Source organism: Pseudomonas sp. UTLPPB19802 (assembly GCF_059730225.1).
The window spans coordinates 4,396,464-4,420,426 of the sequence record NZ_AP048545.1 but is presented as its reverse complement, the minus strand read 5'-3'; the positions used below and the strand labels follow the sequence as shown (position 1 = coordinate 4,420,426).

The following is a 23,963-nucleotide window of genomic DNA, read 5'->3' as shown; positions in this document are numbered from 1 at the left end:
GAGACTCTGTTATATCAACCACCCTGAGTGTTTTTGCGAGGGTCGAAAAGATGTCGTTGATAGCTGAAGTGGATCGCCCGGCCACGAAGTTCTGGAGCTTGTCGCGTTTCCCCAATCATCCCCAGGCGGAAGCGGTCGAAGTGATCGATGCATTGAACATTTCCCGAGAGGCGTTCACCCGGCGCTATGTCAATTACAACCGCCCGTGCCTGGTAAAGAATGCCGTGCGTCACTGGCCGGCGTTCCAGAAATGGCGGCAACTGGACTATTTCAAGGCACATTCGCGCAACAACCCGGTGGTGGTTCGTTCGCAGATCGTCTCCGAGGTCATTGGCTGGTCCAATCCCGACGTCAAGGCCGAGCTGACCGAGTACGCCAATACCGTTTACCGCGATGTGCCTTTCCACGACTTTCTCGATAGCCTGGGCCAGGGACACGACCCGTTGGTGGCCGACAGTTGCCGTTTCTCCGAAGGCTCGGCGATCGAGGCGCTGAAGGATGATGTCGGTGGCCTGCCGTTCATGCCGGAGCTGTCCAAGTCGTTGCATTATCCGGCCCACCGCAGCTTCCTGTACCGCAACTCCTACACCGACTGGCACTTCCATGTCATCGACGAGACCTTCATGGCCCAGGTGGTTGGCGCCAAGGAGGTGCTCCTGCTGCCACCGGACGAGGCCAGTTGGCGCGCGTTGCGGCCGGTGATCGAGCAGGCCGGCTATCTCTACGATATCGATACCCGGCGTTTCCCCGGCATGCGCGACCTGCGTGCCCTGCGCACCGTGGTCGAGCCCGGCGATGCGCTGTACATCCCGGTCTACTGGTGGCATGCGGTGCAGTCCATGGATGATGAGTTCGGCGCCACCGTGGCGGCGACCTTCCGCACGCCGATGCACGTCAGTGGCGATATCCGTTCGCCGATTGCCCGGCGGGTACTGCGCACCTACCTGTTCTCCCGTTTCGCACCGCTGGTGGTCGCCGCGGTGGCCTACTCCCTGGCGTGGCGAATGGTGGACAGGTTGGCCGGTTGGTTCTCGCCCGGCGACAAACGTCCATGAGCCTCGCTAGCCGGCGACGGCCATTCGATCTGGGGCGTGGATTCTATTTTCTCTGGGCGGGCGAATCCCTGGTGGTGGTGGGGGCGGCGCTGATGGAGTTCGCCCTCGGTGTCTGGGTCTATTCCCACACCGGGTCGGCGGTGGCTTTCGCCAACGTGGTGCTGGCCGCGACCCTGCCGGCGGTCCTGTTCCTGCCGCTGGCTGGTGGCCTGGCCGACCGGATCAGCCATCGGGCGATCATCGTCTTTTGCGACTTGACCCTGGCGTTGCTACTCGTCGGGATCATGGGGCTACTCTGGTTCGATCACCTGGAACCGTTGCACCTGTACCTGTTCAATGGGTTGGTATCGATCCTCGCGGCCTTTCGCAAGCCGGCCTACCAGGCGTCGGTCAATATGCTGGTGGCACCCGACAAATTCACCCGTGCCTCTGGGTTGATCGGCATCAGCAAGAATGCCTCGACCCTGGTGGTGCCGTTGCTGGCGGGCCTGATCATGGCCAAGGCCGGGTTGGTGACGATCCTGGCGGTTGACCTGTTGACCTACTGTTCCGGCACCTTGCTGGTGGTCAAGGCGTTCTCGCATCTGCGCCAGGCGCCTGCGCGTCATGCGGATGGCGAGCAAGGCCGGGTCCTGCGGGGGGCGCTGGACAATATCGGCGCCGCCCTGAAATTCTTCTCCGGTGTGCGGTTGATGACCGGTCTGCTGGTCTACTCCACCCTGCGCACCGCCCTGGTGTCGGTGGCGACGGTGATGATCACGCCGTTGCTGATGTCCAGCCTGGGTGCCCAGGCCCTGGGCCTGACCTACACCTGGGCGGGGTTGGGCGGCCTGGCCGGCGCCGGGCTGCTGGTGGCCATGGGCAGCCCCAGGCGCCTGATGGTCATGGCGACGGTGGCCGACCTGCTGCTGTCCATCTGCGTGGTTGGCCTAGGGTTGGCCTCGCAGACCGTCGCCTACTGCGTCCTGGCCTTTTGCGCGATCCTGGCGGCCAGCGTGGCCGACGCCGGGGTCAGTGCGCTGTGGATGAACCGTATCCCTGCTGCCCACCGGGCCAGTGTCTTTGCCCTGATCGGCATGCTGGCGATTGCCAGTACCAGCCTGGCGATCTTCGTCGGCGGCTGGCTGGTGGATCACTGGTTCCAGCCGGCGTTGCTGCCAGGCGGCGAATACGCAGGGTCGATCGGTACCTGGCTGGGCGATGGCCCTGGACGCGGTGTCGGCCTGCTGTTCGTGGTTGTCGGCGTGCTCTTCGCACTGTTGTCCCTCGGGGGGCTGTTCTACGCACCGCTTCGCCGCCTGGAGGGCGCGCAGCCCGAGGCGACGCCTGCGCGGATGGATGACACGACGCGGATCGAGGCCCTCTGAAGGGGCTGCGCAATCAAGGCTGCATATAAATGACAAAGGGGGCGCTAGCCCCCTTTCGTTTGATGGGTATCTTCAGGCAAAAGCCGGTTGCAGGACGTCTTCCAGGAAGTTGAAGGCGGTCTGCTTGGCGTGGTGGGTGGATTCGAAAAACGCCAGGTGGCTGCCATCGGGTTCCACATGCAGCGTGGCGTCCCCGATCGAGGCGGCGATATAGCGCGAACCACCGATGTGGGTGGTGGCGTCGGCGTCGCCGGCCACCACCAGCGTCGGCACGCTGATGCTCGCCAGTCGCGAGGCGAGTTCGGTCTTGTTCAGGGCATCGTTCAGTCGCGCATAGCGATAGAGCAGTTCCGGATTGACGTAGGGGTAGAGTACGACATGGGCGATCGGCTCCGGCGTGGTGGCCAGCGTCGCCTGGTCGAGGAACATGGTCTGCAGGTCGCTGGCTTCGTGGCGATCCTGGGCCGCGGCCTCCATCAGCCATTCGAAGTTCTGCTGGTGGGTGGTGCGCAGGTCGTTGTCGCCCAGGTTGTAGTCGCCATGCCACAGGCTCAGGGAGTTGAAACGGTTGCCATGGGCGGCGGCGGCACTGAGGGCGATCACCGCGCCGCCGCAGATGCCCATCAGGTGCGCCGTCGACAGCTCGTAGTGATTCATCACGCTGAGCAGGTCGGCGACCTGGGCCTCGGTGTCCACGGCCATCTGGTCGAAGGCGTCGCAGGCGCCGAACAGTCCGCGGGTTTCCCAGGTGACCACGAAGAAGCGTTCGCTCAGCGCGTTGAACCAGTCGCGGCAGAGATCGAAGGGCATGCCGCAGGGCAGGGCGAGGACGATCGCCGGAAGCTCGCGGTTGATGCTGGCATGCACCGACAGGGACAGGTTGTCACGGGTGGCGAGGTGCAGTGTCTCGATTTCCGGCACGGCACCACTGAAGTCGAAATGCTTGAGCAGGCGCTTGAACTCCGTGTTCTCTTCGTCGTTGTCGAAGTGCACGTAGCGATAGTCCAGCGCCTCGCAGATCTTGCGGCTGATAAAGTATTCGAAGGATGACAGTTGGCCCTCGCCACCGTGCAGGTACTGCAGGGCATGCACGCCGATCCGGGCAAAGGCGGCGTTGACCGCGCGTTCCGTGGCTCTCACGCTGGGCGAGGCCTGCTCGGGGAGCGGGCCATCGCCTTGGGCGAGAAAGCTCAGGCAGACGGGATCGGGCAGGTGGATGGCAAGGTGCCTAAGCATCCTCACGGTCTCGCACAGGCGCAACGTGGCGTCGGTGGAAATAGTCATGGATTTCAACTCCTGTAGGCACATTGCTCAGGCCAACTGTCATCAGGCTCTTGGGGATCAGGCCACGTCGAACTTCTTGCCGCGGGTGGTCTGGGTCACGAGGCGGTTGTAGTCCGGCGTCTTGTCACCGATCACCTGCACCGCGCCGTATTTCTCCAGGCTGATGCGGCCGCCGTACTCTTCGATGTGATCGGAGTCCGGGTAGATCTTCACGAACGACGGTACATAGCGCGACGCGAAGCCCATGCGCATTTCCTCGGATTCGCCGCTGTGCGGGTAGGAGGCGTGCATCAGGGTCGACCAGAAAATGATGAACTGGCCGGCTTTCATCACCATCGGTACGGCGGCGTCTTCGTCGGGCTTCCAGTTTTCGTCGATCTGCAGCTGGCGATAGTCGTAGCCGAAGAAGCCGCGGCGGACACCGTCCTTGACCACCGAGCTGTTGTTGGCCTCGGGGTCGTAGCTCATGCGCTTGGTTTCGTCATAGTTCATGCTGTTCTGGGTGCCGGGGATGAACTGCAGGCAGCCGTTGGCGATGGTGGCGTCGGTGAACGCGGTCCAGACGGTGATGGTGCCGCCAAAATCCTCGTGCTCCGGCCAGAGAATCTGGGGCTTGCCGGAGGCGTTGGCGAAGGTGTCGGCCTGGTGCCAGTCGGTCCCTTCGTCGCCTGGGTACTTGGGGAAAAACTCGGTGCGCCAGCACAGGACGTCCGGGCCGAGGATGCTTTCGACGCGGTCGCAGATCTGCGCGCGGCAGATGTGGTCGGCCAGGAAGTCGTCGTCCAGGTGACGGTCATAGTTGGCGATGTTGGTGCCGGCGGAGATGGCATCCAGATCCTGGTAGGCCGCTGCACTGCGGTCGAGCATGCGCAGGCGGGTACGTTTCCAGGCCTCTTTCATTTCTTCCGGCGAGTAGGCGTCGAATGGGCCGATAAAGCCGTTCTTTTCGAACGAGGCGCGTTCTTCCGGGGTCAGGGCGAATTTTTTACTCACGGGTTTTTCCTTTTGGTCAATGGACTTGAACAAGGTTGCGGGAGATGTAGTCGGCCAGGACCTTGGCGGTCGCGCCGTTCGCCAGGACACCGGGGTCGAGGCTGATCTGGAAGTGAGTCTTGAGCTTGTTCAGCGAGCGGATCAGCGCCAGGGAAGTGCCGCCGAAGTCGAAGAAATCATCGTTGAGGCCGATGTTCTTCAGGCCCAGGTCCTCTTTCCACACCTTGAGCACGAACTGCTCGGGAGCCAGTTGCGTCTGCGCGATGTAGTCGGCCAGGACCTTGGCGGTTGCACCGTTCGCCAGGACACCGGGGTCGAGGCTGATCTGGAAGTGAGTCTTGAGCTTGTTCAGCGAGCGGATCAGCGCCAGTGAGGTGCCGCCGAAATCGAAGAAATCATCGTTGAGGCCGATGTTTTTCAGGCCCAGGTCCTCGCTCCATACCTTGAGCACGAACTGCTCGGTGTCGCTGAGCCCCTGGCTGTTGCCCGCGCCGACCGGGGTGGTACCGCCGGTGGGGGATGGCAGTTGGCGCTTGTCGATCTTGCCATGGTCGGTCACCGGCAGCTGTGCCAGGGCCAGGTAGGTCGAAGGGCGCATGTACTCCGGCAGGCTGGCGGCCACCAGTCCGGTGACTTCGCCGCGGGCCTGCTCGGTCCAGGCGCCGAGGCCCTGGCTCGGGACCACATAGGCCACCAGGCGCACGTCGCCATCGCCATAGTCGTGTGCGCCGACATGGGCGGCGGCCACGTGCGGGCTGGTTTGCAGGCAGGCTTCGATCTCGCCCGGTTCGATGCGGAAACCGCTGATCTTCAGTTGCTCGTCGCAGCGGCCGGCATAGCGGTATTCATCATCCTCGCCGAGGATCAGCAGGTCACCGGTACGGTAGGCGCGGGCCGAGGTGCCGGGCAGTTGAATGAAACGTTCGGCATTGAGCGCGGCCTGGTTCAGGTAGCCTTGGGCCACGCCGGCGCCCTCGATGTACAGCTCGCCGGCCGTGCCCTTGGCCACCGGTTGCTGGTTGGCATCGAGCAGGTGCAGGCGCCAGCCGTCCAGCGGCTGGCCGATGGAAACGATCGCGTTGCTTTCCAGGTCCTGGCCCAGCACGCGTTTCAAGGTGGTGTGGACGGTCGCTTCGGTAATGCCGTACATGTTGATCAGTGCCGGCTTCTGGTCGCCGTGGCGGGCAACCCAGGGGCGCAGCACGGTGGCCGGTAGCGCCTCGCCGCCGAACACCACGTAGCGCAGGGCCAGTGGCGCCTGGCTGCCGCGATCAGCCTCGTCGAGGCCGCGGAAGGCCGATGGGGTCTGGCTGAGCACGGTCACGCGCTGGTCGCTGAGCCACTGGCGCAGGGCGACCGGAGAGCGCGAGATGTCATACGGCACCACGCTGACCTGGCCTCCGTGGGCCAGGGCGCCCCAGATTTCCCAGACCGAGAAGTCGAAGCCGATGGAGTGAAACATCGACCAGACGTCCTGGGCGTTGAAACCGTAGGCGCGCTGGGTGCTTTCCAGCAGCCGACTGACGTTGCCATGGGCAACCTGGACGCCCTTGGGCGCCCCGGTGGAACCGGAGGTGTAGATGATATAGGCGGTGGCCTGGTCCGGGTCGCGACGACTGATGCCGACACCCGGTTCCAGCTCCGGCGCGGACAGCAACTGGTCAAGCGCCAGTACGCGCAGGGCAGGGCTCGGTGGCAGGGTGGCGGCATCGCCGATCACCAGGCCCAGGCCGCTGTCGCGCACGATGTGCTCGACCCGCTTGCCCGGGTACTGCGGGTCGATCGGGACATAGGTACCGCCGGCCTTGAGGATACCCAGCAGGCTGATGACCAGGTCGACGCTGCGCGGCAGGTACATGCCGACACGCGTGCCGTCCTCCACGCCTTCATGGCGCAGGCGCGCCGCGAGCTTCGACGACAGTGCGTCGAGTTGCGCATAGCTCAATGTCCGAGTGGCGTCGGACACCGCCGTTCGCTCGGGAAACTCACGCGCCCGTGCACCGAATATCTCATGCAGGAAAGCACCGGACGTGAGTGGGGCTGGCGCGGTGTTGACCGATTCGCCAGTGTTCTTGATCGGCATGACTAACGCTCCTGTTTAGTAACCAGGTGCAGCGCACGCCTTGACGAACTGCGCTGCACTCGAGACATCCCTGCGGCCTGGGGCCATTGCGAAAGAGCGGGCACGATCCGCAGTGGCCGCATTTCAGCACCGAGCGCTTGCCGGCGTCTGTCGCGGGAAATGGGGACAAAACCGCCGCTGGCCGCAGACGCTGCGGCTGTCCCGGTTTGCGGTGACAGACAGCTGTGGCCATCGATGTTCTTATCCTTGCGCGGCAGTGGGACCGGCCTGGTCCCGCGCCATCCAACGTGGATGTGAGGGGCTGTGGTCCAGGAGTTGTTCATGAGTCTTCAAGCTAATGCTGCGCCGGTTATCACCGCTGACGACATTTCCGATTCGCCGGCCTGGCCAGATGGGGTAGGCGACCCTTTGGTGCGCCTGTCCTTCCTGGATACCGGCATGAGCCTGCCGGTGGTGATCGAGCCCGTCGTGGCCGGCCTGGATCCGGTGCTGTGGGCCTCTACGCAGCGCACGGCGATCGAGGCGCTGCTCTGCCAGCACGGTGCGCTGCTGTTTCGTGGTTTCGACCTGGGCTCGGTCGCGGCCTTCGAAACCTTCGCCGAGGCGCTGTCGCCCGGCCTGCATGGCAGTTATGGCGACCTGCCGAAGAAGGAGGGCGGGCGCAACGTCTATCGCTCCACGCCTTACCCCGAGCGCGAGATGATCCTTTACCACAACGAAAGCTCGCACCTGGAAAGCTGGCCGCGCAAGCAATGGTTCTTCTGCGAGCAACCCTCGCGAGTCGGTGGGGCGACGCCGCTGGCGGATATCCGGCAAGTGCTGCAGCGCCTGCCGGCCGAGGTGGTCGCACGTTTCGAGAGCAAGGGCCTGCGCTACAGCCGCACCTTTACCGCCGGCGTCGAACCGAGCTGGGAATCGTTCTTCGGCACCCGCGAACGCAGCGTCGTCGAGCAACGTTGCCGCGACCAGGGCACCGATTTCGAGTGGCTCGACGCCGAGAGCCTGCAGATCCGCACGCATTGCCCGGCTGTGATCAGCCATCCGTTCACCGGCGAGCGCTGCTTCTTCAACCAGGTGCAGTTGCATCATCCGTTCTGCCTGGGCGAGGAAATGCGCGAGGACCTGCTCGACATGTTCGGTGCCGACCGCCTGCCACGACTGGTCAGTTATGGCGACGGCTCGCCGATCGAAGACGCGGTCATGGCCCTGATCGGCGAGGCCTACGAGCACTGCGCGGTGCGTTTCGACTGGCGCAGGGGCGATGTGGTGATGCTCGACAACATGCTGGCCGCCCATGCTCGCGACCCCTACGAAGAACCCCGGCTGATCGTCGTCGCGATGGGTGAAATGACCGCCCGGGACGACGTCTGGAAGCCCGCCTGAGCGAACCCACGCCGGGTCTCCCGGGACTTTCAACGGCCGGCCGGCGAGCTGGCCCAAGCATTCAAGGACAGTCACCAATGAACAACGGGCAAGAGAAAAAGGCCAAACCCGGCTCGGTCATGCGTCTGCTCTGGCGCAGCCATCCCTGGCTGACCCTGATGACCCTGTTGACCGGGATCACCAGCGGCGTAGCCTCCATCGCGGTGATCAATGTGATCAACCAGGCGATCCATGAGGAGCGCTTCCAGTGGCAGTCGGTGTACTGGTTCGTCGGCCTGAGCGCGGTGGCGTTGCTGTTCCGTAATGGCGCCGCGTTGTTTCCGGCCTATGCCAGCATGCGCATCATGACCCGCCTGCGTATTGCCCTGTGCCGCAAGATCCTGGTGACGCCCCTGGAAGAGGTCGATCGTCGCGGGGCGCCGAACGTGCTGACGATGCTCACCAACGATATCCCGCAACTGAACAGCACGCTGGTGATCATGCCGACGGTGCTGGTCGAGTCCGCGGTGTTTCTGTTCGGTATCGCCTACCTGGCGTATCTGTCCTGGGTGGCATTCGCGCTGACCATGGGCCTGATCGTGCTCGGGTTCCTGCTCTACCTGGGCTTTTTCATGGGAGGCATGGGCGTCACCAGGAAGGTGCGCGACGAGTACACCTCGTTCAACGAATACACCCACGCCCTCGTGTTCGGCCTCAAGGAACTCAAGCTGAACGGCATTCGCCGACGCTGGTTCAGCCGTTCGGCGATCGAGGAATCGTCGACCAAGGTGGCGCGCTACAACTACCTCGAACGGCTCTGGTACACCGCGGCCGACAACGTCGGTCAGCTGACCCTGTCGCTGCTGATCGGTTGCCTGCTGTTCATTGCGCCGCTGGCCGGGGCGATCGATGCCAAGACCATGAGCGCCAGCGTGTTGGCGGTGCTGTACATCATGGGCCCGCTGTCGCTGCTGGTCAGCGCCATGCCCATGCTGGCTCAAGGGCGTATCGCCAGTGCCCGCCTGGCGGATTTCGGTTTCTCCATCAGCGACCCGCATCCCGAGTCGGAAGCCCTTGCCAGCGAAACCGCGAATGTCCTGTTCCTCGATCACAAGCGGAACTGGGACAGTATCGAGTTGCAGGGCGTGCGCATGAATTACGTGGATCCGATCACCGGCTCCGGTTTTGGCCTGGGTCCCATCGACCTGACCGTCCGGGCGGGTGAGTTGATCTACGTCGTCGGAGGCAACGGCTGCGGCAAGAGCACCCTGGCCAAGGTCCTCAGCGGGCTCTACATCCCGCAGGAAGGGCAGGTGCTGCTCGATGGCAAGGCGATCACCGAAGCCTCGCGCAACCACTACCGTGACCTGTTCTCTGCGGTGTTCTCCGATTTCCAGCTGTTCAACCGCCTGATCGGCCCGGACGAGCAGGAAGATGCCAGCACCGACCTCGCGCAGAAATACCTGGCGACCCTTGGCCTGGCGGACAAGATCACGATCGAGGGCCTGGGTTATTCGACCACCAAGGCCCTGTCCTACGGCCAGCAGAAGCGCCTGGCCCTGGTCTGCGCCTATATGGAGGATCGGCCAATCTACCTGCTCGACGAATGGGCCGCGGATCAGGACCCGCCGTTCAAGCGTTTCTTCTACGAGGAACTGCTGCCGGACCTCAAGCGCCGGGGCAAGACGGTACTGATCATCACCCACGACGACCAGTACTTTCACCTGGCCGATCGCATCATCAAGTTGGTCGACGGACACATCGTCTCCGACGTGAATTGTGCCGTACAGGGCAAGCGCGCCTGAATTCCAGCGCTTCTTGACGCTTCCAGGGGCCTGGTCGGCCAGGCCCCTGGGCCTGACTCAATTCCCGGCTGTCGCCGCCTTTTCCAGCGTGGTGAGGCTGACCCTTTGCGAGAAGAAATGTATGGCGTTTGCCCTGACCGCTGCTCAACGCAATATCTGGCTGGACCAGATGACCCGAGGCGATTCGCCGCTGTACAACATCGGGGGTTACCTGGACATCGAGGGGCACCTCGACACCGGGCTGTTCCAGCAGGCGGTGGACCTGCTGATCCAGAAACATGATGCCTTGCGTACGGTCCTGCTCGATCAGCGTGACGAGGAGGGCGTACCGCTGCAGGCCTTCGCCGATACGCTTGCGGTGTCCGTGGCCGCACTGGATTTCGAGGGGCAGGCGGACGCTGCGCAGGGCTGGATGCAGCGCCAGCTCGAGCGTGCATTCACGCTGGGTGACGGCCCACTGTTCCGTTTCCACCTGCTCAAGGTTGAAGCACAGCGCTTCTACTTTGCCGTGCATGCGCATCATATCGTGCTCGACGGCTGGGGCATCGATGCGCTCTGTGCTTCTCTGGCCCAGATCTACAACGCCCTGCATGATGAGCAAATGCCCGACCTGGAGGCGCCATCCTATCTCGACTTTATCGAGGACGACCGCGATTACCGTCGCTCGGCACGTTTCGCTCGCGACCAGGCCTATTGGCTGGATAAATACCGTGATATTCCCGAATCGCTGTTGGCCCCCCGTCAACGCCAGGTCCACGACGAGGACTTGAGCCGCAGTGGCCATTTCAACTGTGGTTTCGCCCGAGACCTTGAACATCGACTCGACGACCTGGCCCGCAGGCTCCAGGTCTCGCGTTTCCACATCCTGCTGGCCGTTCTGTATGTCTACTTCACCCGTACCCACCAGCGCGACGAGCTGGTAATCGGCCTGCCGATCCTCAACCGCTCCAATGCCAGTTACAGGAGGACCCTGGGGCTGTTTGCCCAACTCAGCTCGGTCCACCTGCGCTTCAGTGCCGACCTGCCGTTCGCCGAACTGGTCCAGGGCATTTCCCGAGCCGTCAAGCAGGACTACCGCAACCAGCGTTTCCCGGTCACCGACCTCAACCGTCTGCTGGAGTTGCGGCGTAGCGATCGCACGCAACTGTTCGACCTGACGTTTTCCTATGAACAGCACGACTATCTGCTGCGTTTCGGGCCGGCGCATGCGCGTTCGGTGAAGTGTTCGAACAATCACGAACAGACGCCGCTGGCCATCCACCTGCGGACCAACGTCTACGACAATGAATCGCGTCTGCACTACATCTACAACGAGGCGTATTTCCAGGCCGACGAGATCGAGCCGATGGCCGAGCGGCTGCAGCATGTACTGGACCAGGCGCTGGCGAATGAACGATTGCCAGTGCGTGCATTTTCCGTACTCAATGCCACCGATGTCCTGCAGTTGCAGGCATGGAATGCTGGCCAGCGGCACTTCGCCCAGGCACAGACGATCCACCAACAGTTCGAAGCCCGTGCCACCGAGCGGCCGGACGCCGTGGCGTTGATGTACCAGGACGAACGCCTGAGCTACGGCGAACTCAACCAGCGCGCCAACCAGGTTGCCCATCGCCTGCTGGCCCTGGGCGTACGCCCGGATGATCGGGTGGCGATCTGTGTCGAGCGCGGCCCGGCGATGATCATCGGCCTGCTCGGTATTCTCAAGTCCGGCGCCGGCTACGTGCCGCTGGACCCGGCCTATCCCCGCGAGCGCCTGGCCTACACCCTCGGCGACAGTGCGCCGGTGGCCTTGCTCAGCCAGCACGCGGTGCAGGAAGCCTTGCCGGCGGTGCAGGTGCCAGTCATCAATTTGGATGATGTTGATCTGCGGGACGAGTCCGCCCGCAATCCAGACGTTTCGGTGACGCCCGCGAACCTGGCCTATGTGATCTACACCTCCGGCTCCACCGGCCTGCCCAAGGGCGTGATGGTCGAGCATCGCAACGTCGCGCGGCTGTTCACGGCCACCGAGGATTGGTTCGGCTTCAGCGAACAGGACACTTGGGCGCTGTTCCACTCGTTCGCCTTCGACTTCTCGGTCTGGGAAATCTGGGGCGCGTTGCTGCACGGCGGTCGTTTGCTGATCGTGCCGCAACTGGTCAGCCGTTCGCCGCAGGACTGCTACGAACTGTTGTGCGACGCCGGCGTGACGGTACTCAACCAGACGCCGAGCGCGTTCCGCCAGTTGATTGCCGCCCAGGGCGAGCATGGCCGGGCGCACGCCTTGCGCCAGGTGATTTTCGGCGGTGAGGCGCTGGACACGGCGATGCTCAAGCCATGGTACGGCCGGGCGGTGAATGCCGGTACGCAACTGGTGAACATGTACGGCATCACCGAGACCACGGTGCACGTGACCTATTACCCGTTGCAGGCCGAGGACGCCCAGCGCGTGGGCGCCAGCCCGATCGGCAAGCGGATTCCCGACCTGCGCCTGTACCTGCTCGATGGGTATGGGCATCCACTGCCACCGGGCGTGGTGGGCGAGCTGTATGTCGGCGGTGCGGGCGTGGCCCGGGGTTATCTCAACCGCGAGCAGTTGAACGCCGAGCGCTTCCTCGACGATCCCTTCGCTCCGGCTCCCGGCGCGCGCATGTACCGCACCGGCGACCTGGGCCGATGGTTGGCCGATGGCAGCCTGGAATACCTGGGGCGTAACGACGAACAGGTGAAGATTCGCGGTTTCCGTATCGAACTGGGTGAAATCGAGGCGCAACTGGCCGCCTGCGAAAGCGTGCGCGATGCGCTGGTGCTGGTGCGCGAGGACGAGCCGGGTGACAAGCGGCTGGTGGCCTATGTCATCGCTGCCGCTGGCGTCGAACTGGACGCTGCGCAACTACGTGACCAATTGCGCCAGACGCTGGCGGAATACATGTTGCCGAGCGCCTTCGTCAGCCTGGAGGCCTTCCCGCTGACCGCCAATGGCAAGCTCGATCGCAAGGCTCTTCCGGTGCCTGTGGCCCAGGCCTATGCCCGGCGCGAGTACGTGGCCCCCGAGGGCGTGGTGGAAGTGGCACTGGCCGGATTGTGGGCCGAGTTGCTCGGCGTGGACCGGGTGGGGCGCCACGATCAGTTCTTCGAGCTGGGCGGCCACTCGCTGCTGGCGGTGAAACTGCTCGAACGCATGCAGGAGGTCGGCCTGCACGCCGATGTACGCGTGCTGTTCGGCCAGCCGACCCTGGCCGCCCTGGCGGCGGCCAGCGGCAATGGCATCGCAGTGCAGGCTCCGGCCAACGGCATTCCCGCCGGCTGCCAGCATATCACTCCGGACATGCTGCCCCTGGCCCGCCTGACCCAGGCCCAGGTCGACAGCGTGGTCGCCCGGGTTCCGGGCGGGGCGGGCAACGTCCAGGATATCTATGCCCTGGTACCGTTGCAGGAAGGCATTCTCTATCACCACTTGAGCAGTGACGAAGGGGATCCCTACCTGTTGCGCGCACTGCTGCGGGTCGACCGTTTCGAGCAGTTGCTGGACTTCAGCGAGTCCTTGCAGGCGGTCATCGACCGGCACGACATCCTGCGTACCAGCGTGGCCTGGGAAGGGCTCGACGAACCGGTCCAGGTGGTCTGGCGCCAGGCCCGGCTGCGAGTCGAGGCGTTCCTGCCGCATCCGCACCAGGGTGACGTGGCGACCCAGTTGCAACAACAGTTCGACCCACGCCGGATGCGCCTGGACCTGCACCAGGCGCCGATGATGAGCTTGCACTACGCCGAGGATGCCGCCACCGACGGGTGGGTCGCGGTGTTGCTGTTCCATCATCTGATCGACGATGCCACCTCGCTGGCCTTGCTGGGCCGGGAGATCGAAGCCTTCAGCCAGGGGCGTGGCGCCGAGCTGGCGCCTTCGGTGCCCTACCGCAATCATGTGGCCCAGGCTCGCCTGGGGACGAGCCGCGAGCAGCACGAGGCGTTCTTCCGCGAGATGCTCGGCGATATCGACGAGCCGACCCTGCCATTCGGTCTGCAAGACCTGCAGGGCGACGGCAGCGGCATCGAGGAAGCCCGCCTGTCGGTGGCCCAGCCCCTGGCCAGGCGACTGCGTGACCAGGCCCGGCGCCTCGGGGTGAGTAACGCCAGCCTGCACCACCTGGCCTGGGGCCAGGTGGTGGGGCGTCTGTCTGCGCGCGAGGACGTGGTCTTCGGCACCGTCCTGATGGGCCGCCTGCACGGTGGCGAGGGGGCCGATCGGGCCCTGGGCATGTTTATCAATACCCTGCCGCTGCGCGTTGACGCCGGGGCGCAGGGCATCGAGGCGGCCGCGCGTGCCATCCATGGCCGCCTGGCGGCACTGCTGGGCCATGAGCATGCAGCGTTGTCGCTGGCCCAGGCCTGCAGCGGCGTGGCCGCGCCGACACCCTTGTTCAGTGCGCTGATGAACTACCGGCATGCCGCAGTGGGCGCCCAAGGCCCCGAGGACGAAGGCCGGGCCAGGACCTGGGGCGGTGTCGAAGTAATGGGCGGCGAGGAGCGCACCAACTACCCGCTGTCGCTATCGGTGGACGACCTGGGCGATTCCTTCGGGTTGACTGTCCAGGCAGTGGCCGGGATCGGCGCACAGCGCATCTGTGGCTACCTGCATACCGTGCTGGAGCAACTGGCCGATGCCCTCGACAGTCGGCCCGATGCACCGTTGCACAGCCTGGACTGGTTGCCAGCGAGTGAGCGCCGGCAGTTGCTGGAGGATTTCAACGCCTTCGGTTGCAGTTATCCGGCGGGCCTGCTGGTCCATCAATTGTTCGAGGCCCACGCGGCGGCGCGACCTGACGCCGTGGCGGTCACCTACGAAGGCCAGCGCCTGAGCTACGGGCAACTGAACCAGTGGGCCAACCAGATCGCCCACCGGTTGATCGCCGAAGGCATCGGCGCCGACGACCGGGTGGCGATCTGTGTCGAGCGCAGCCTGGAAATGATTGCCGGCCTGGTGGGTATTCTCAAGGCCGGTGCCGGTTATGTGCCGTTGGACCCCTCGTACCCGGCCGAGCGCCTGGCCTACATGCTGGAGGACAGTGCGCCGAAGGTGCTGCTGACCCAGCGTGGCCTACGCCAGCGCTTCCCCCAGGCGACCCTGCCGGTGTGGCTGCTGGAGGCCGATGCGCGCACCGAAAGCGGCATCGATGGTGCCCCACGACACAATCCGCAGCTCGCGGGGCTGACCCCGCAACACCTGGCCTACCTGATTTACACCTCGGGCTCCACCGGCCAGCCCAAGGGCGTGGCCATGCCCCACGCGCCGCTGGTCAACCTGATGCAATGGCAGGTCGCCGAGGCGGCCGCACAAGGCCGGCCGGTGCAGCGCACCCTGCAATTCGCCGCGCTGGGTTTCGACGTGGCCTTCCAGGAAGTCTTCAGCACCTTGAGTGCCGGCGGCGAGTTGTCGCTGATCCATGCCGATATCCGCCTGGATTTCCGCCGGCTGTTCCAGCATATCCGCGAGCAGCGCATCGAGCGGCTGTACATGCCGTGCATCGCCCTGCAGGCCCTGGCCGAGGCGATGGACGCCGAAACCGCACACTCGGCCTGCGCCCTGCAGGATGTGATCACCGCCGGTGAGCAGTTGCGAATCACCGAACCGATGCGACGCTTCTTCGCGCGACTGGAGCAGGGGCGGTTGCACAACCACTATGGCCCTACCGAGTCCCACGTCACCACGGCACTGACCCTGGGCGGTGATCCCCAGGCCTGGCCAACCTTGCCGAGCATCGGCCAGCCGGTGGCCAATACCCGCATCTACCTGCTCGATGAGCAGCGCCGGCCAGTGCCGGTGGGCGTGGCGGGGGAGATCCACATTGGCGGTGCCTGTGTCGCCCGGGGTTACCTGAACCGTGATGAACTGACCGCCGAACGCTTCATCGTCGACCCCTTCGCCACGATCGAGGGCGCGCGGCTGTACAAGACCGGCGACCTCGGTTGCTGGCAGGCCGACGGCAATATCGACTACCTGGGCCGTAACGACGACCAGATCAAGATCCGCGGTTTCCGCATCGAGCTGGGTGAGATCGAAGCGCGACTGGGCCAGTATCCCGGCCTGCGGGATACGGCAGTGCTGGCCCGCGAGGACCGTCCGGGTGAAAAACGCCTGGTGGCGTATTTCAGCCTGCAGGGCGGCCAGGCGCTGCCCCAGGCCGATGACCTGCGCGTGCATTTGCAGGCGTTGCTGCCGGACTACATGATTCCCGCGGCCTATGTTCACCTGGAGAGGCTCCCGGTGTCGCCCAACGGCAAGCTCGACCGCCGCGCATTGCCGCAACCTTCGAGCGAGGCGTTCGTCAGCCGCGACTACCAGGCGCCGGTCGGTGCCACCGAAACCAGCCTGGCCGCGCTCTGGTGCGAAGTGCTGGGTGTCGACCGGGTCGGTCGCCAGGACCACTTCTTCGAGTTGGGCGGCCACTCGCTGCTGGCGGTGAAGCTGATCGAGCGCATGCGCCAGGCCGGCCTGAGTGCCGATGTGCGCGTGCTGTTCGGCCAGCCGACGCTGGCGGCGTTGGCGGCAGCGGTGGGTGACGGTATCGAGATCGTGGTGCCGGCCAACGGCATTCCTGTCGGCTGCGAGCGCATCACCCCGGATATGCTGACCTTGACTCGACTGGACCAGGACAGCATCGATCGCATCGTCACCAGCATCCCCGGCGGCACCGCCAACGTGCAGGACATCTACCTGTTGGCGCCGTTGCAGGAAGGCATCCTCTACCATCACATCAGTGCCGAACAGGGCGATCCCTACCTGCTGCAGGCGACTTTCGCCCTGCAGGACGAGGCGCATCTGCAGCGGTTCGGCGCTGCCCTGCAAACCATGATCGAGCGCCATGACATCCTGCGTACGGCACTGGTCTGGCAGGGGCTGGAGCAGCCGCAGCAAGTGGTGCTGCGGAGTGTCGAACTGCCCTTGGAGCGGCTATCGCTGGACCCGGCCGAGGGCGATATCCTGGGCCAACTGCAACGCCGTTTCGACCCCCGCGACTGTCGCCTGGACCTGGGCCGGGCGCCGTTGATGCACCTGGCATTCGCCGAAGACCCGGCCAACCGGCGCTGGCTCGCGATTCTGCTGTTCCACCATATCGCCCTCGACCACACCGCACTGGATGTGATGAGCGAAGAGATGCTTGCCCACCTGCAGGGCACGGCCGGGCAACTGCCGGCGGCCATGCCGTATCGCAATTATGTGGGCCAGGCGCGGCTAGGGGTGAGCCGCGAGCAGCACGAAGCGTTCTTCCGCGAGATGCTCGGCGATGTCGACGAGCCGACCCTGCCATTCGGCCTGCTGCACGTGCAGGGCGATGGCCAGGGCGTCAGGGAGGTGCACCGCGACCTTCCGGCGGCCCTGTGCCAACGCCTGCGCAGCGTGGCCCGACAGTTGGGTGTGAGTGCGGCGAGCCTGCATCACCTGGCATGGGCGCGGGTCCTGGGTGGCGTCAGCGGTCGTGACGACGTGGTGTTCGGTACGGTCCTGCTGGGGCGGATGCAAAGCGGTGAGGGCGCCGACCGGGCGCTGGGCATGTTCATCAACACCTTGCCGTTGCGTGTCGACGTGGGCGCTTGCTCGGTGCGCGATGCGGTGCGCCAGACCCACCAGCGCCTGACCGCGCTGCTCGGACACGAGCATGCGCCGTTGGTCCTGGCCCAACGTTGCAGTTCGGTGGCGGCTTCGGCGCCGCTGTTCAGTGCGTTGCTGAACTACCGGCACAGTCCGGCACGGGAAGCCAGCGGTGGCGATCACTGGGCCGGAGTCCGGGTGCTCGGCGTGCGTGAGCGAACCAACTACCCTTGCACCTTGTCGGTGGACGACCAGGGCGAAGGCTTCCTGTTGAGCGTCCAGGTTGCGGCCGGGGTCGACGGTGAGCGGGTCTGCGGCTACATGCAGACGGCCTTGAGCCAGTTGGTCGAGGCCCTGGAGTCTGCAACGGATGTGGCGGTACGTGACCTGGCGCTGCTGCCGGCCGCCGAGCGCGAGCAACTGCTGGAGGATTTCAACCCCGACGCCGTGCCTTATCCTGCCGAGCTGACCATTGCCCGGCAGTTCGAAGCCCAGGTGCTGGCCAGCCCCGACGCACTCGCGGTGGTCCACGCCGGCCAAAGCCTGACCTATGCCCAACTCAACCATCAGGCCAACCAACTGGCCCATCAACTGATTGGCCTCGGAGTGCAACCGGATGATCGTGTCGCCATCTGTGCCCGGCGCAGCCTCGACACGCTGGTCGGCCTGGTAGCGATTCTCAAGGCTGGCGCCGGTTATGTGCCGATCGATCCGTCCCATCCGGCAGAGCGCCTGGCCTATCTGTTGCGCGACAGCGACCCACGGTTGCTCTTGACCCAGGCCGAACTGCGTGAACGTCTGCCTGCGCTCGAAGTACCGGTACTGTTGCTCGACGCCGAGGCCCGCCGTGCCGGGGGAATCGACGCACAACCACAGGGTAATCCGACGATCACCGCGCTGACCGCTGCCAACCTGGCCTATGTGATCTATACCTCGGGCTCCACTGGCGAGCCCAAGGGCGTGATGGTCGAGCATCGCCAGTTGTCCAACCTGGTGAGCTGGCACTGCCGGGCATTCGGGCTGGAGGCGGGGAGCCAGACCTCCAGTGTCGCCGGTTTCGGCTTTGACGCGATGGCATGGGAAGTCTGGCCGGCGCTGTGTGTCGGCGCGACCCTGCACCTGCCGCCGGCGGCTGTTGGCAACGAGGATATCGATGGCTTGCTGGCCTGGTGGCTGGCGCAGCCCCTGGACGTTAGCTTCCTGCCGACGCCGATTGCCGAGTATGCCTTCAGCCAGTCGTTGCAACACCCGACGTTGCGTACCCTGCTGATCGGTGGCGACCGCCTGCGGCAGTTCCCCGAGGGGCAGCGTTTTGCCCTGGTGAACAACTATGGCCCGACGGAAACCACGGTGGTGGCGAGTTCGGGGCTGATCGACGGGCACGGGCCGACGCTGCATATCGGCAAGCCGGTGGACAACACTCGGCTCTACCTGCTCGACGAGCAGTTGCGTCCAGTGCCCCTGGGCGTGGCGGGTGAACTGTATATCGGTGGTGCTGGCGTAGCCCGTGGCTACCTGGGGCGCGCGGCGCTGACCGCCGAACGTTTCCTCCGGGACCCCTTCAGCAGCGATCCCGAGGCGCGAATGTACAAGACCGGCGACCTGGCGCGCTGGCTGGCCGACGGCAATCTCGATTACCTGGGCCGCAACGACGATCAGGTGAAGATCCGCGGCCTGCGTATCGAGTTGGGCGAGATCGAAACCCGTCTGGCCGGGCATCCGGCGGTCCAGGAAGCGGTGGTCCTGGCGCGCGAGGACCATCCTGGCGAGAAACGCCTGGTGGCTTACTACAGTTCGGTCGATGCCGCGCTGGAGATCGAGACGCTGCGGGCCTACCTGCTGGAACAACTGCCGGACTACATGGTGCCTTCGGCTTATGTCGGGCTGGAGGTGTTCCCGCTGACCGCCAACGGCAAGCTCGATCGTCGGGCGCTGCCGGTGCCCGATCTTTCGGCCTTGGTCAGCCGTGGCTACGAAGCGCCGCAGGGCGAGATCGAAGTCACCCTGGCAGGGATCTGGGCCGATGTGCTCCAGGTGCCACAGGTGGGTCGGCATGACCACTTCTTCGAACTGGGCGGCCATTCGTTGCTGGCGGTCAGCCTGATCGAACGCATGCGCCAGGCCGGCCTGGGCGCCGACGTCCGGGCACTGTTCCGTCAACCGACCCTGGCGGCGCTGGCAGCGGCAGTGGGCAGTGGCACGGAAATCGAGGTGCCGGCGAACCTGATCCCCACCGACTGCGTGCAGATCACCCCGGACCTGCTGCCACTGGTCAGCCTGACCCAGGCACAGATTGACCGCGTGGTGGCGGGCGTACCGGGCTCTGCTGCGAATGTGCAGGATATCTACCCGTTGGCGCCGTTGCAGGAAGGTATCCTCTATCACCATCACCTGGCCGTGGACCACGCCGACCCCTATCTGCAACATGCGCTGTTCAACTTCGACAGCCGGGAGCGGGTCGAGGCCTTTGTCCAGGCCCTGCAAGGGGTGATTGCGCGTCACGACATCCTGCGTACCAGCGTGGCGTGGGAAGGTTTGGACGAACCTTTGCAGGTGGTCTGGCGCCAGGCTCCGCTGACGGTGAACGAGGTGTCGGCGGATCCGTTGGTCGGCGATATCGCCGAGCAATTGCGTGGACGCCTGGAGGCTCCACAGGCCCGCCTGGATATCCGCCAGGCGCCGATGCTGCGCCTGGACTATGCGCAGGATCTGGCCAACGGGCGCTGGACCGGACTGCTGCAGTTCCACCACCTGATCAACGATGCCACCTCGCTGGGGGTGTTGGTGGCCGAAATCGAAGCCTACATGCAGGGTCGACAGGCGCAAGTGCCGGCCTCGATTCCTTATCGCAACTATGTGGCCCAGGCCCGCCTGGGCGTGAGCCAGGCCGAGCACGAGGAGTTCTTCGGCGAGATGCTGGGCGAGGTCGACGAGCCCACCTTGCCGTTCGGCCTGCAGGATGTGCAGGGTGACGGTCGGGGTCTCGAAGAAGCCCTGCATGTCGTGGATAGCGGACTCAGTCGTCGCCTGCGGAATCAGGCGCGGCAGTTGGGTGTCAGTGCCGCCAGCCTTTATCATCTGGCCTGGGCCCGTGTACTGGGCAGTGTCACGGGCAAGGGCGACGTGGTCTTTGGCACCGTCTTGCTGGGGCGCCTGAAAGGCGGCGAGGGCGCCGACCGGGCCCTCGGCATGTTCATCAATACCTTGCCGTTGCGGGTCGTGCTGAACGGCCAGAGTGCGCGTGAAGGCATCAGGAACACCCATGCCCGCCTCAGCGCCTTGCTCGGGCACGAGCATGCGCCGCTGACCCTGGCCCAACGTTGTAGCGGCGTGGCCGCGCCGACCCCGTTATTCAGCGCCTTGCTCAATTACCGGCACTTGGCGAATGCTGGCACCGCGCAGCCGGCCTGGAGCGGGATCGAGACGATTGCCGGCGAGGAGCGTACCAACTACCCGTTGATGCTGTCGGTGGACGACCTGGGCGAAGGCTTCACCCTACGGGTGGGCACCCTGGCCCGAATCGGTGCGCAGCGGGTCTGCGGTTATATGCTCAGCGCCCTGGAAAGTCTGGTCGGGGCCCTGGAAGAGCAGCCGGACCTGCCGTTGGCGCGGTTGTCGGTGCTGCCGGCCAGTGAGTACGCGCAGCTGTTGGTAGGGTTCAACGACACCGCGCAGGAATATCCCGAAGCGCAGACCATTCATGGCCTGTTCGAGGCTCAGGTCGAGCGTACGCCGGATGCACTGGCAGTGGTGCATGGCGAGCAGCGCCTGGGCTATCGCGAGCTTAACGAGCAGGCCAACCGCCTGGCCCATGCCTTGCGCAAGCAGGGTGTGCAGCCTGATTCGCGGGTGGGTATCTGTGTCGAGCGCGGGGCCGAGATGGTCGTTGGCCTGCTGGCGATCCTCAAGGCGGGCGGCGCCTATGTGCCGCTGGACCCGGCGTATCCAGCAGAGCGAATTGCCTACATGCTGCAGGACAGTGCCCCGGCAGTGGTGCTGGTCCAGACCGCTACCCAGGATTTGCTGGCTGGTACTTCGGTGCCTCTGATCAATCTCGATCAACGCACTTGGCAGGACGAATCCGTCCAGAATCCGCAAGTACCAGGGCTGACCTCGGCGCACCTGGCGTACCTGATCTACACCTCGGGTTCGACCGGCCTGCCGAAAGGCGTGATGATCGAACACCGCAACACGGTGAACTTCCTGACCTGGGCCCATACGGCTTTCGACAACTTGTCGAACCACACCAACCCTGTGGGAGTCGGCTTGCTGGCGAAAGCGGCCGATCAGGCGGCACACGACTCACTGGCCTCATCGCCAGCAAGCCGGCTCCCACAACAAGGGTCGGCGTTGAGCAAAACCTTGTTCTCGACCTCGCTGAACTTCGACCTGGCAGTCTACGAGTGCTTTGCACCGCTGACCTCGGGCGGCAGCATCGAGGTGGTGAAAAACGTCCTGGAGCTGCAACACGGCGAGCACGATATCGGCCTGATCAACACCGTGCCGTCCGCGTTGAAAGCGCTGCTGGAAGTCGATGGTTTGCCAAAATCGGTACACACGGTCAACGTTGCCGGTGAAGCCCTCAAGCGCAGCCTGGTGGAATCGCTGTTCGAAAAAACTACCGTCCAACGCCTGTGCAACCTCTACGGCCCTTCGGAAACCACCACTTACTCCAGCTGGGTGGCGATGGACCGTGAGGACGGCTTCGCCCCGCATATCGGCAAACCAGTGGGCAACACCCAGTTCTACCTGCTGGACGAGCAACAGCAGCCTGTCCCGTTGGGCGTACCCGGTGAAATCTACATTGGTGGCGCCGGCGTAGCCCGAGGCTACCTGAACCGCGATGACCTGACCGCCGAGCGTTTCCTGGAAGATCCATTCCATGGCGGGCGCATGTACCGCACCGGCGACCTCGGTCGCTACCTGCCAGACGGCAACATCGAATACCTGGGCCGTAACGACGACCAGGTGAAGATCCGCGGCTTCCGTATCGAACTGGGGGAAATCGATGCGCGCCTGGCAAAACACCCGGCGATCCACGAAGCGGTGGTCACCGCCCGCGAGGACGTACCGGGCGACAAGCGCCTGGTGGCCTATTACACCCTGGCCGAGGGGCATACCTCGGTCGAAATTGACAGCCTGCGCCGTCACCTGCAGGAAAAACTGCCGGAATACATGGTCCCGGCCCTCTACGTCGCGCTGGAAAAACTGCCGCTGACCCCGAACGGCAAGCTGGACCGCAAGGCCTTGCCGGCACCGGACAGCACGGCATTGAGCCGTCGCGGCTTCGAGGCTCCCCAGGGCGAAACCGAAATCATCCTGGCAGGGATCTGGGCCGATGTGCTCAAGGTCGAGCGGGTGGGGCGTCATGATCACTTCTTCGAACTGGGCGGGCATTCGTTGTTGGCCGTCAGCCTGATGGAACGCATGCGCCAGGCCGGCCTGAGTGCCGACGTACGGGTGCTGTTCAGCCAGCCGACCCTGGCTGCCCTGGCCGCCGCCGTGGGCGAGGGTAACGAGGTTCAGGTTCCGGTCAATACCATCGCGCCTGACTGCACTCGGATCACGCCACAACTGCTGCCCCTGGCCGATCTCGACCAGGCCGCTATCGACCGCATTGTCGCCAGCGTGCCGGGCGGGGTCGCCAATGTGCAGGATATCTATCCGTTGGCGCCGTTGCAGGAAGGGATTCTCTATCACCACCTGACGGCCGAGCAGGGCGATCCGTACGTCTTGCAGACGCTGTTCGAAATCGCCAGCCGCGAGCGCCTGAGCGCCTTCATCGACGCGCTGCAAAGTGTCATCGACCGGCATGACATCCTGCGGACCGCCGTGCTTTGGCAAGGGCTGGAGACGCCGATGCAAGTAGTCTGGCGTCAGGCCCGGTTGTACCTGGAGCAGGTCGAGCTGGACCCGCTCGAGGGCGATGTGGCGGAGCAACTGCATCGGCGTTTCGACAGCCGTCACGCGCGCCTGGACCTGACCCAGGCTCCGCTGATGCGCCTGGTTTTTGCCGAGGACCCGCTGAACCAGCGCTGGATGGCGATGCTGCTGTTCCACCACATGGCCCTGGACCATACCGCGATGGACGTGGTCCGCCAGGATATGCAGGCACACTTGCTGGGCCAGGCCGGTCAGCTGGGGAGCCCGGTGCCGTACCGCAACTATGTGGCCCAGGCGCGCCTGGGCGTGAGCCGCGAGGCTCATGAGGCGTTCTTCCGCGACATGCTCGGTGATGTCGATGAACCGACCTTGCCGTTCGGTTTGCTCCAGATACAGGAGACTGCCCGCGATATCGAGGAGCGCAGCCAGGTGCTGGACCGCCGGCTGGACTTGCGCCTGCGGGCCCAGGCCCGGCAACTGGGCGTGAGTGCCGCAAGCCTGGTGCATCTGGCCTGGGCCCAGGTGCTGGGCAAGGTTTCCGGTCGGCAGGATGTGGTGTTCGGC

8 protein-coding genes (1 of these 8 only partly in view) are annotated in these 23,963 nt (G+C 64.8%); 5 read left to right on the top strand and 3 right to left on the bottom strand.

Annotated elements, in window-relative coordinates:
* Positions 1-50: 50 nt before the first annotated feature.
* Positions 51-1,055, top strand: coding sequence for a cupin-like domain-containing protein (locus AC6I6U_RS19305; protein ID WP_497877622.1), 1,005 nt, complete (start codon positions 51-53; stop codon positions 1,053-1,055).
* Entirely contained in the window at positions 1,052-2,422 is a 1,371-nt protein-coding gene (locus AC6I6U_RS19300; RefSeq protein WP_497877621.1) for an MFS transporter, read from the top strand. The genes AC6I6U_RS19305 and AC6I6U_RS19300 overlap by 4 nt, the downstream gene beginning before the upstream one ends.
* 72 nt (positions 2,423-2,494) lie before the next feature.
* Here the strand turns inward: AC6I6U_RS19300 and syrC are convergent, their stop codons facing one another.
* From syrC to AC6I6U_RS19285, 3 genes are read right to left on the bottom strand one after another with little or no spacing between them, the layout of a single operon-like run.
* A complete protein-coding gene (syrC, locus tag AC6I6U_RS19295; protein WP_497877620.1) occupies positions 2,495-3,706 on the bottom strand; it encodes a syringomycin E biosynthesis aminoacyltransferase SyrC in 1,212 nt (403 codons plus the stop codon).
* Between the two features lie 57 nt (positions 3,707-3,763).
* Complete coding sequence (syrB2, locus tag AC6I6U_RS19290) at positions 3,764-4,699, bottom strand: syringomycin E biosynthesis L-threonyl-[L-threonyl-carrier protein] 4-chlorinase SyrB2 (RefSeq protein WP_497877619.1); 936 nt, start codon at positions 4,697-4,699, stop codon at positions 3,764-3,766.
* Between the two features lie 16 nt (positions 4,700-4,715).
* Positions 4,716-6,782, bottom strand: a complete 2,067-nt coding sequence (locus AC6I6U_RS19285) for an amino acid adenylation domain-containing protein (protein ID WP_497877618.1) — start codon at positions 6,780-6,782, stop codon at positions 4,716-4,718.
* 321 nt (positions 6,783-7,103) lie between these two features.
* Between AC6I6U_RS19285 and AC6I6U_RS19280 the strand changes: the two genes are divergently transcribed.
* From AC6I6U_RS19280 to AC6I6U_RS19270, 3 genes are all read left to right on the top strand, one after another.
* Positions 7,104-8,165: a TauD/TfdA family dioxygenase gene (locus AC6I6U_RS19280; RefSeq protein ID WP_497877617.1), complete on the top strand. Its 1,062-nt coding sequence runs from the start codon at positions 7,104-7,106 to the stop codon at positions 8,163-8,165.
* A 77-nt stretch (positions 8,166-8,242) separates the two neighbouring features.
* On the top strand, positions 8,243-9,949 hold the full coding sequence (locus AC6I6U_RS19275) for a cyclic peptide export ABC transporter (protein ID WP_497877616.1): 1,707 nt from the start codon (positions 8,243-8,245) through the stop codon (positions 9,947-9,949).
* 121 nt (positions 9,950-10,070) lie between these two features.
* Positions 10,071-23,963, top strand: partial view of a non-ribosomal peptide synthetase gene (locus AC6I6U_RS19270; protein WP_497877615.1) — the 5' portion only. 2,400 nt of this gene lie beyond the right edge of the window; only the first 13,893 of its 16,293 coding nucleotides appear in the window; the start codon lies at positions 10,071-10,073; its stop codon lies beyond the right edge, outside the window.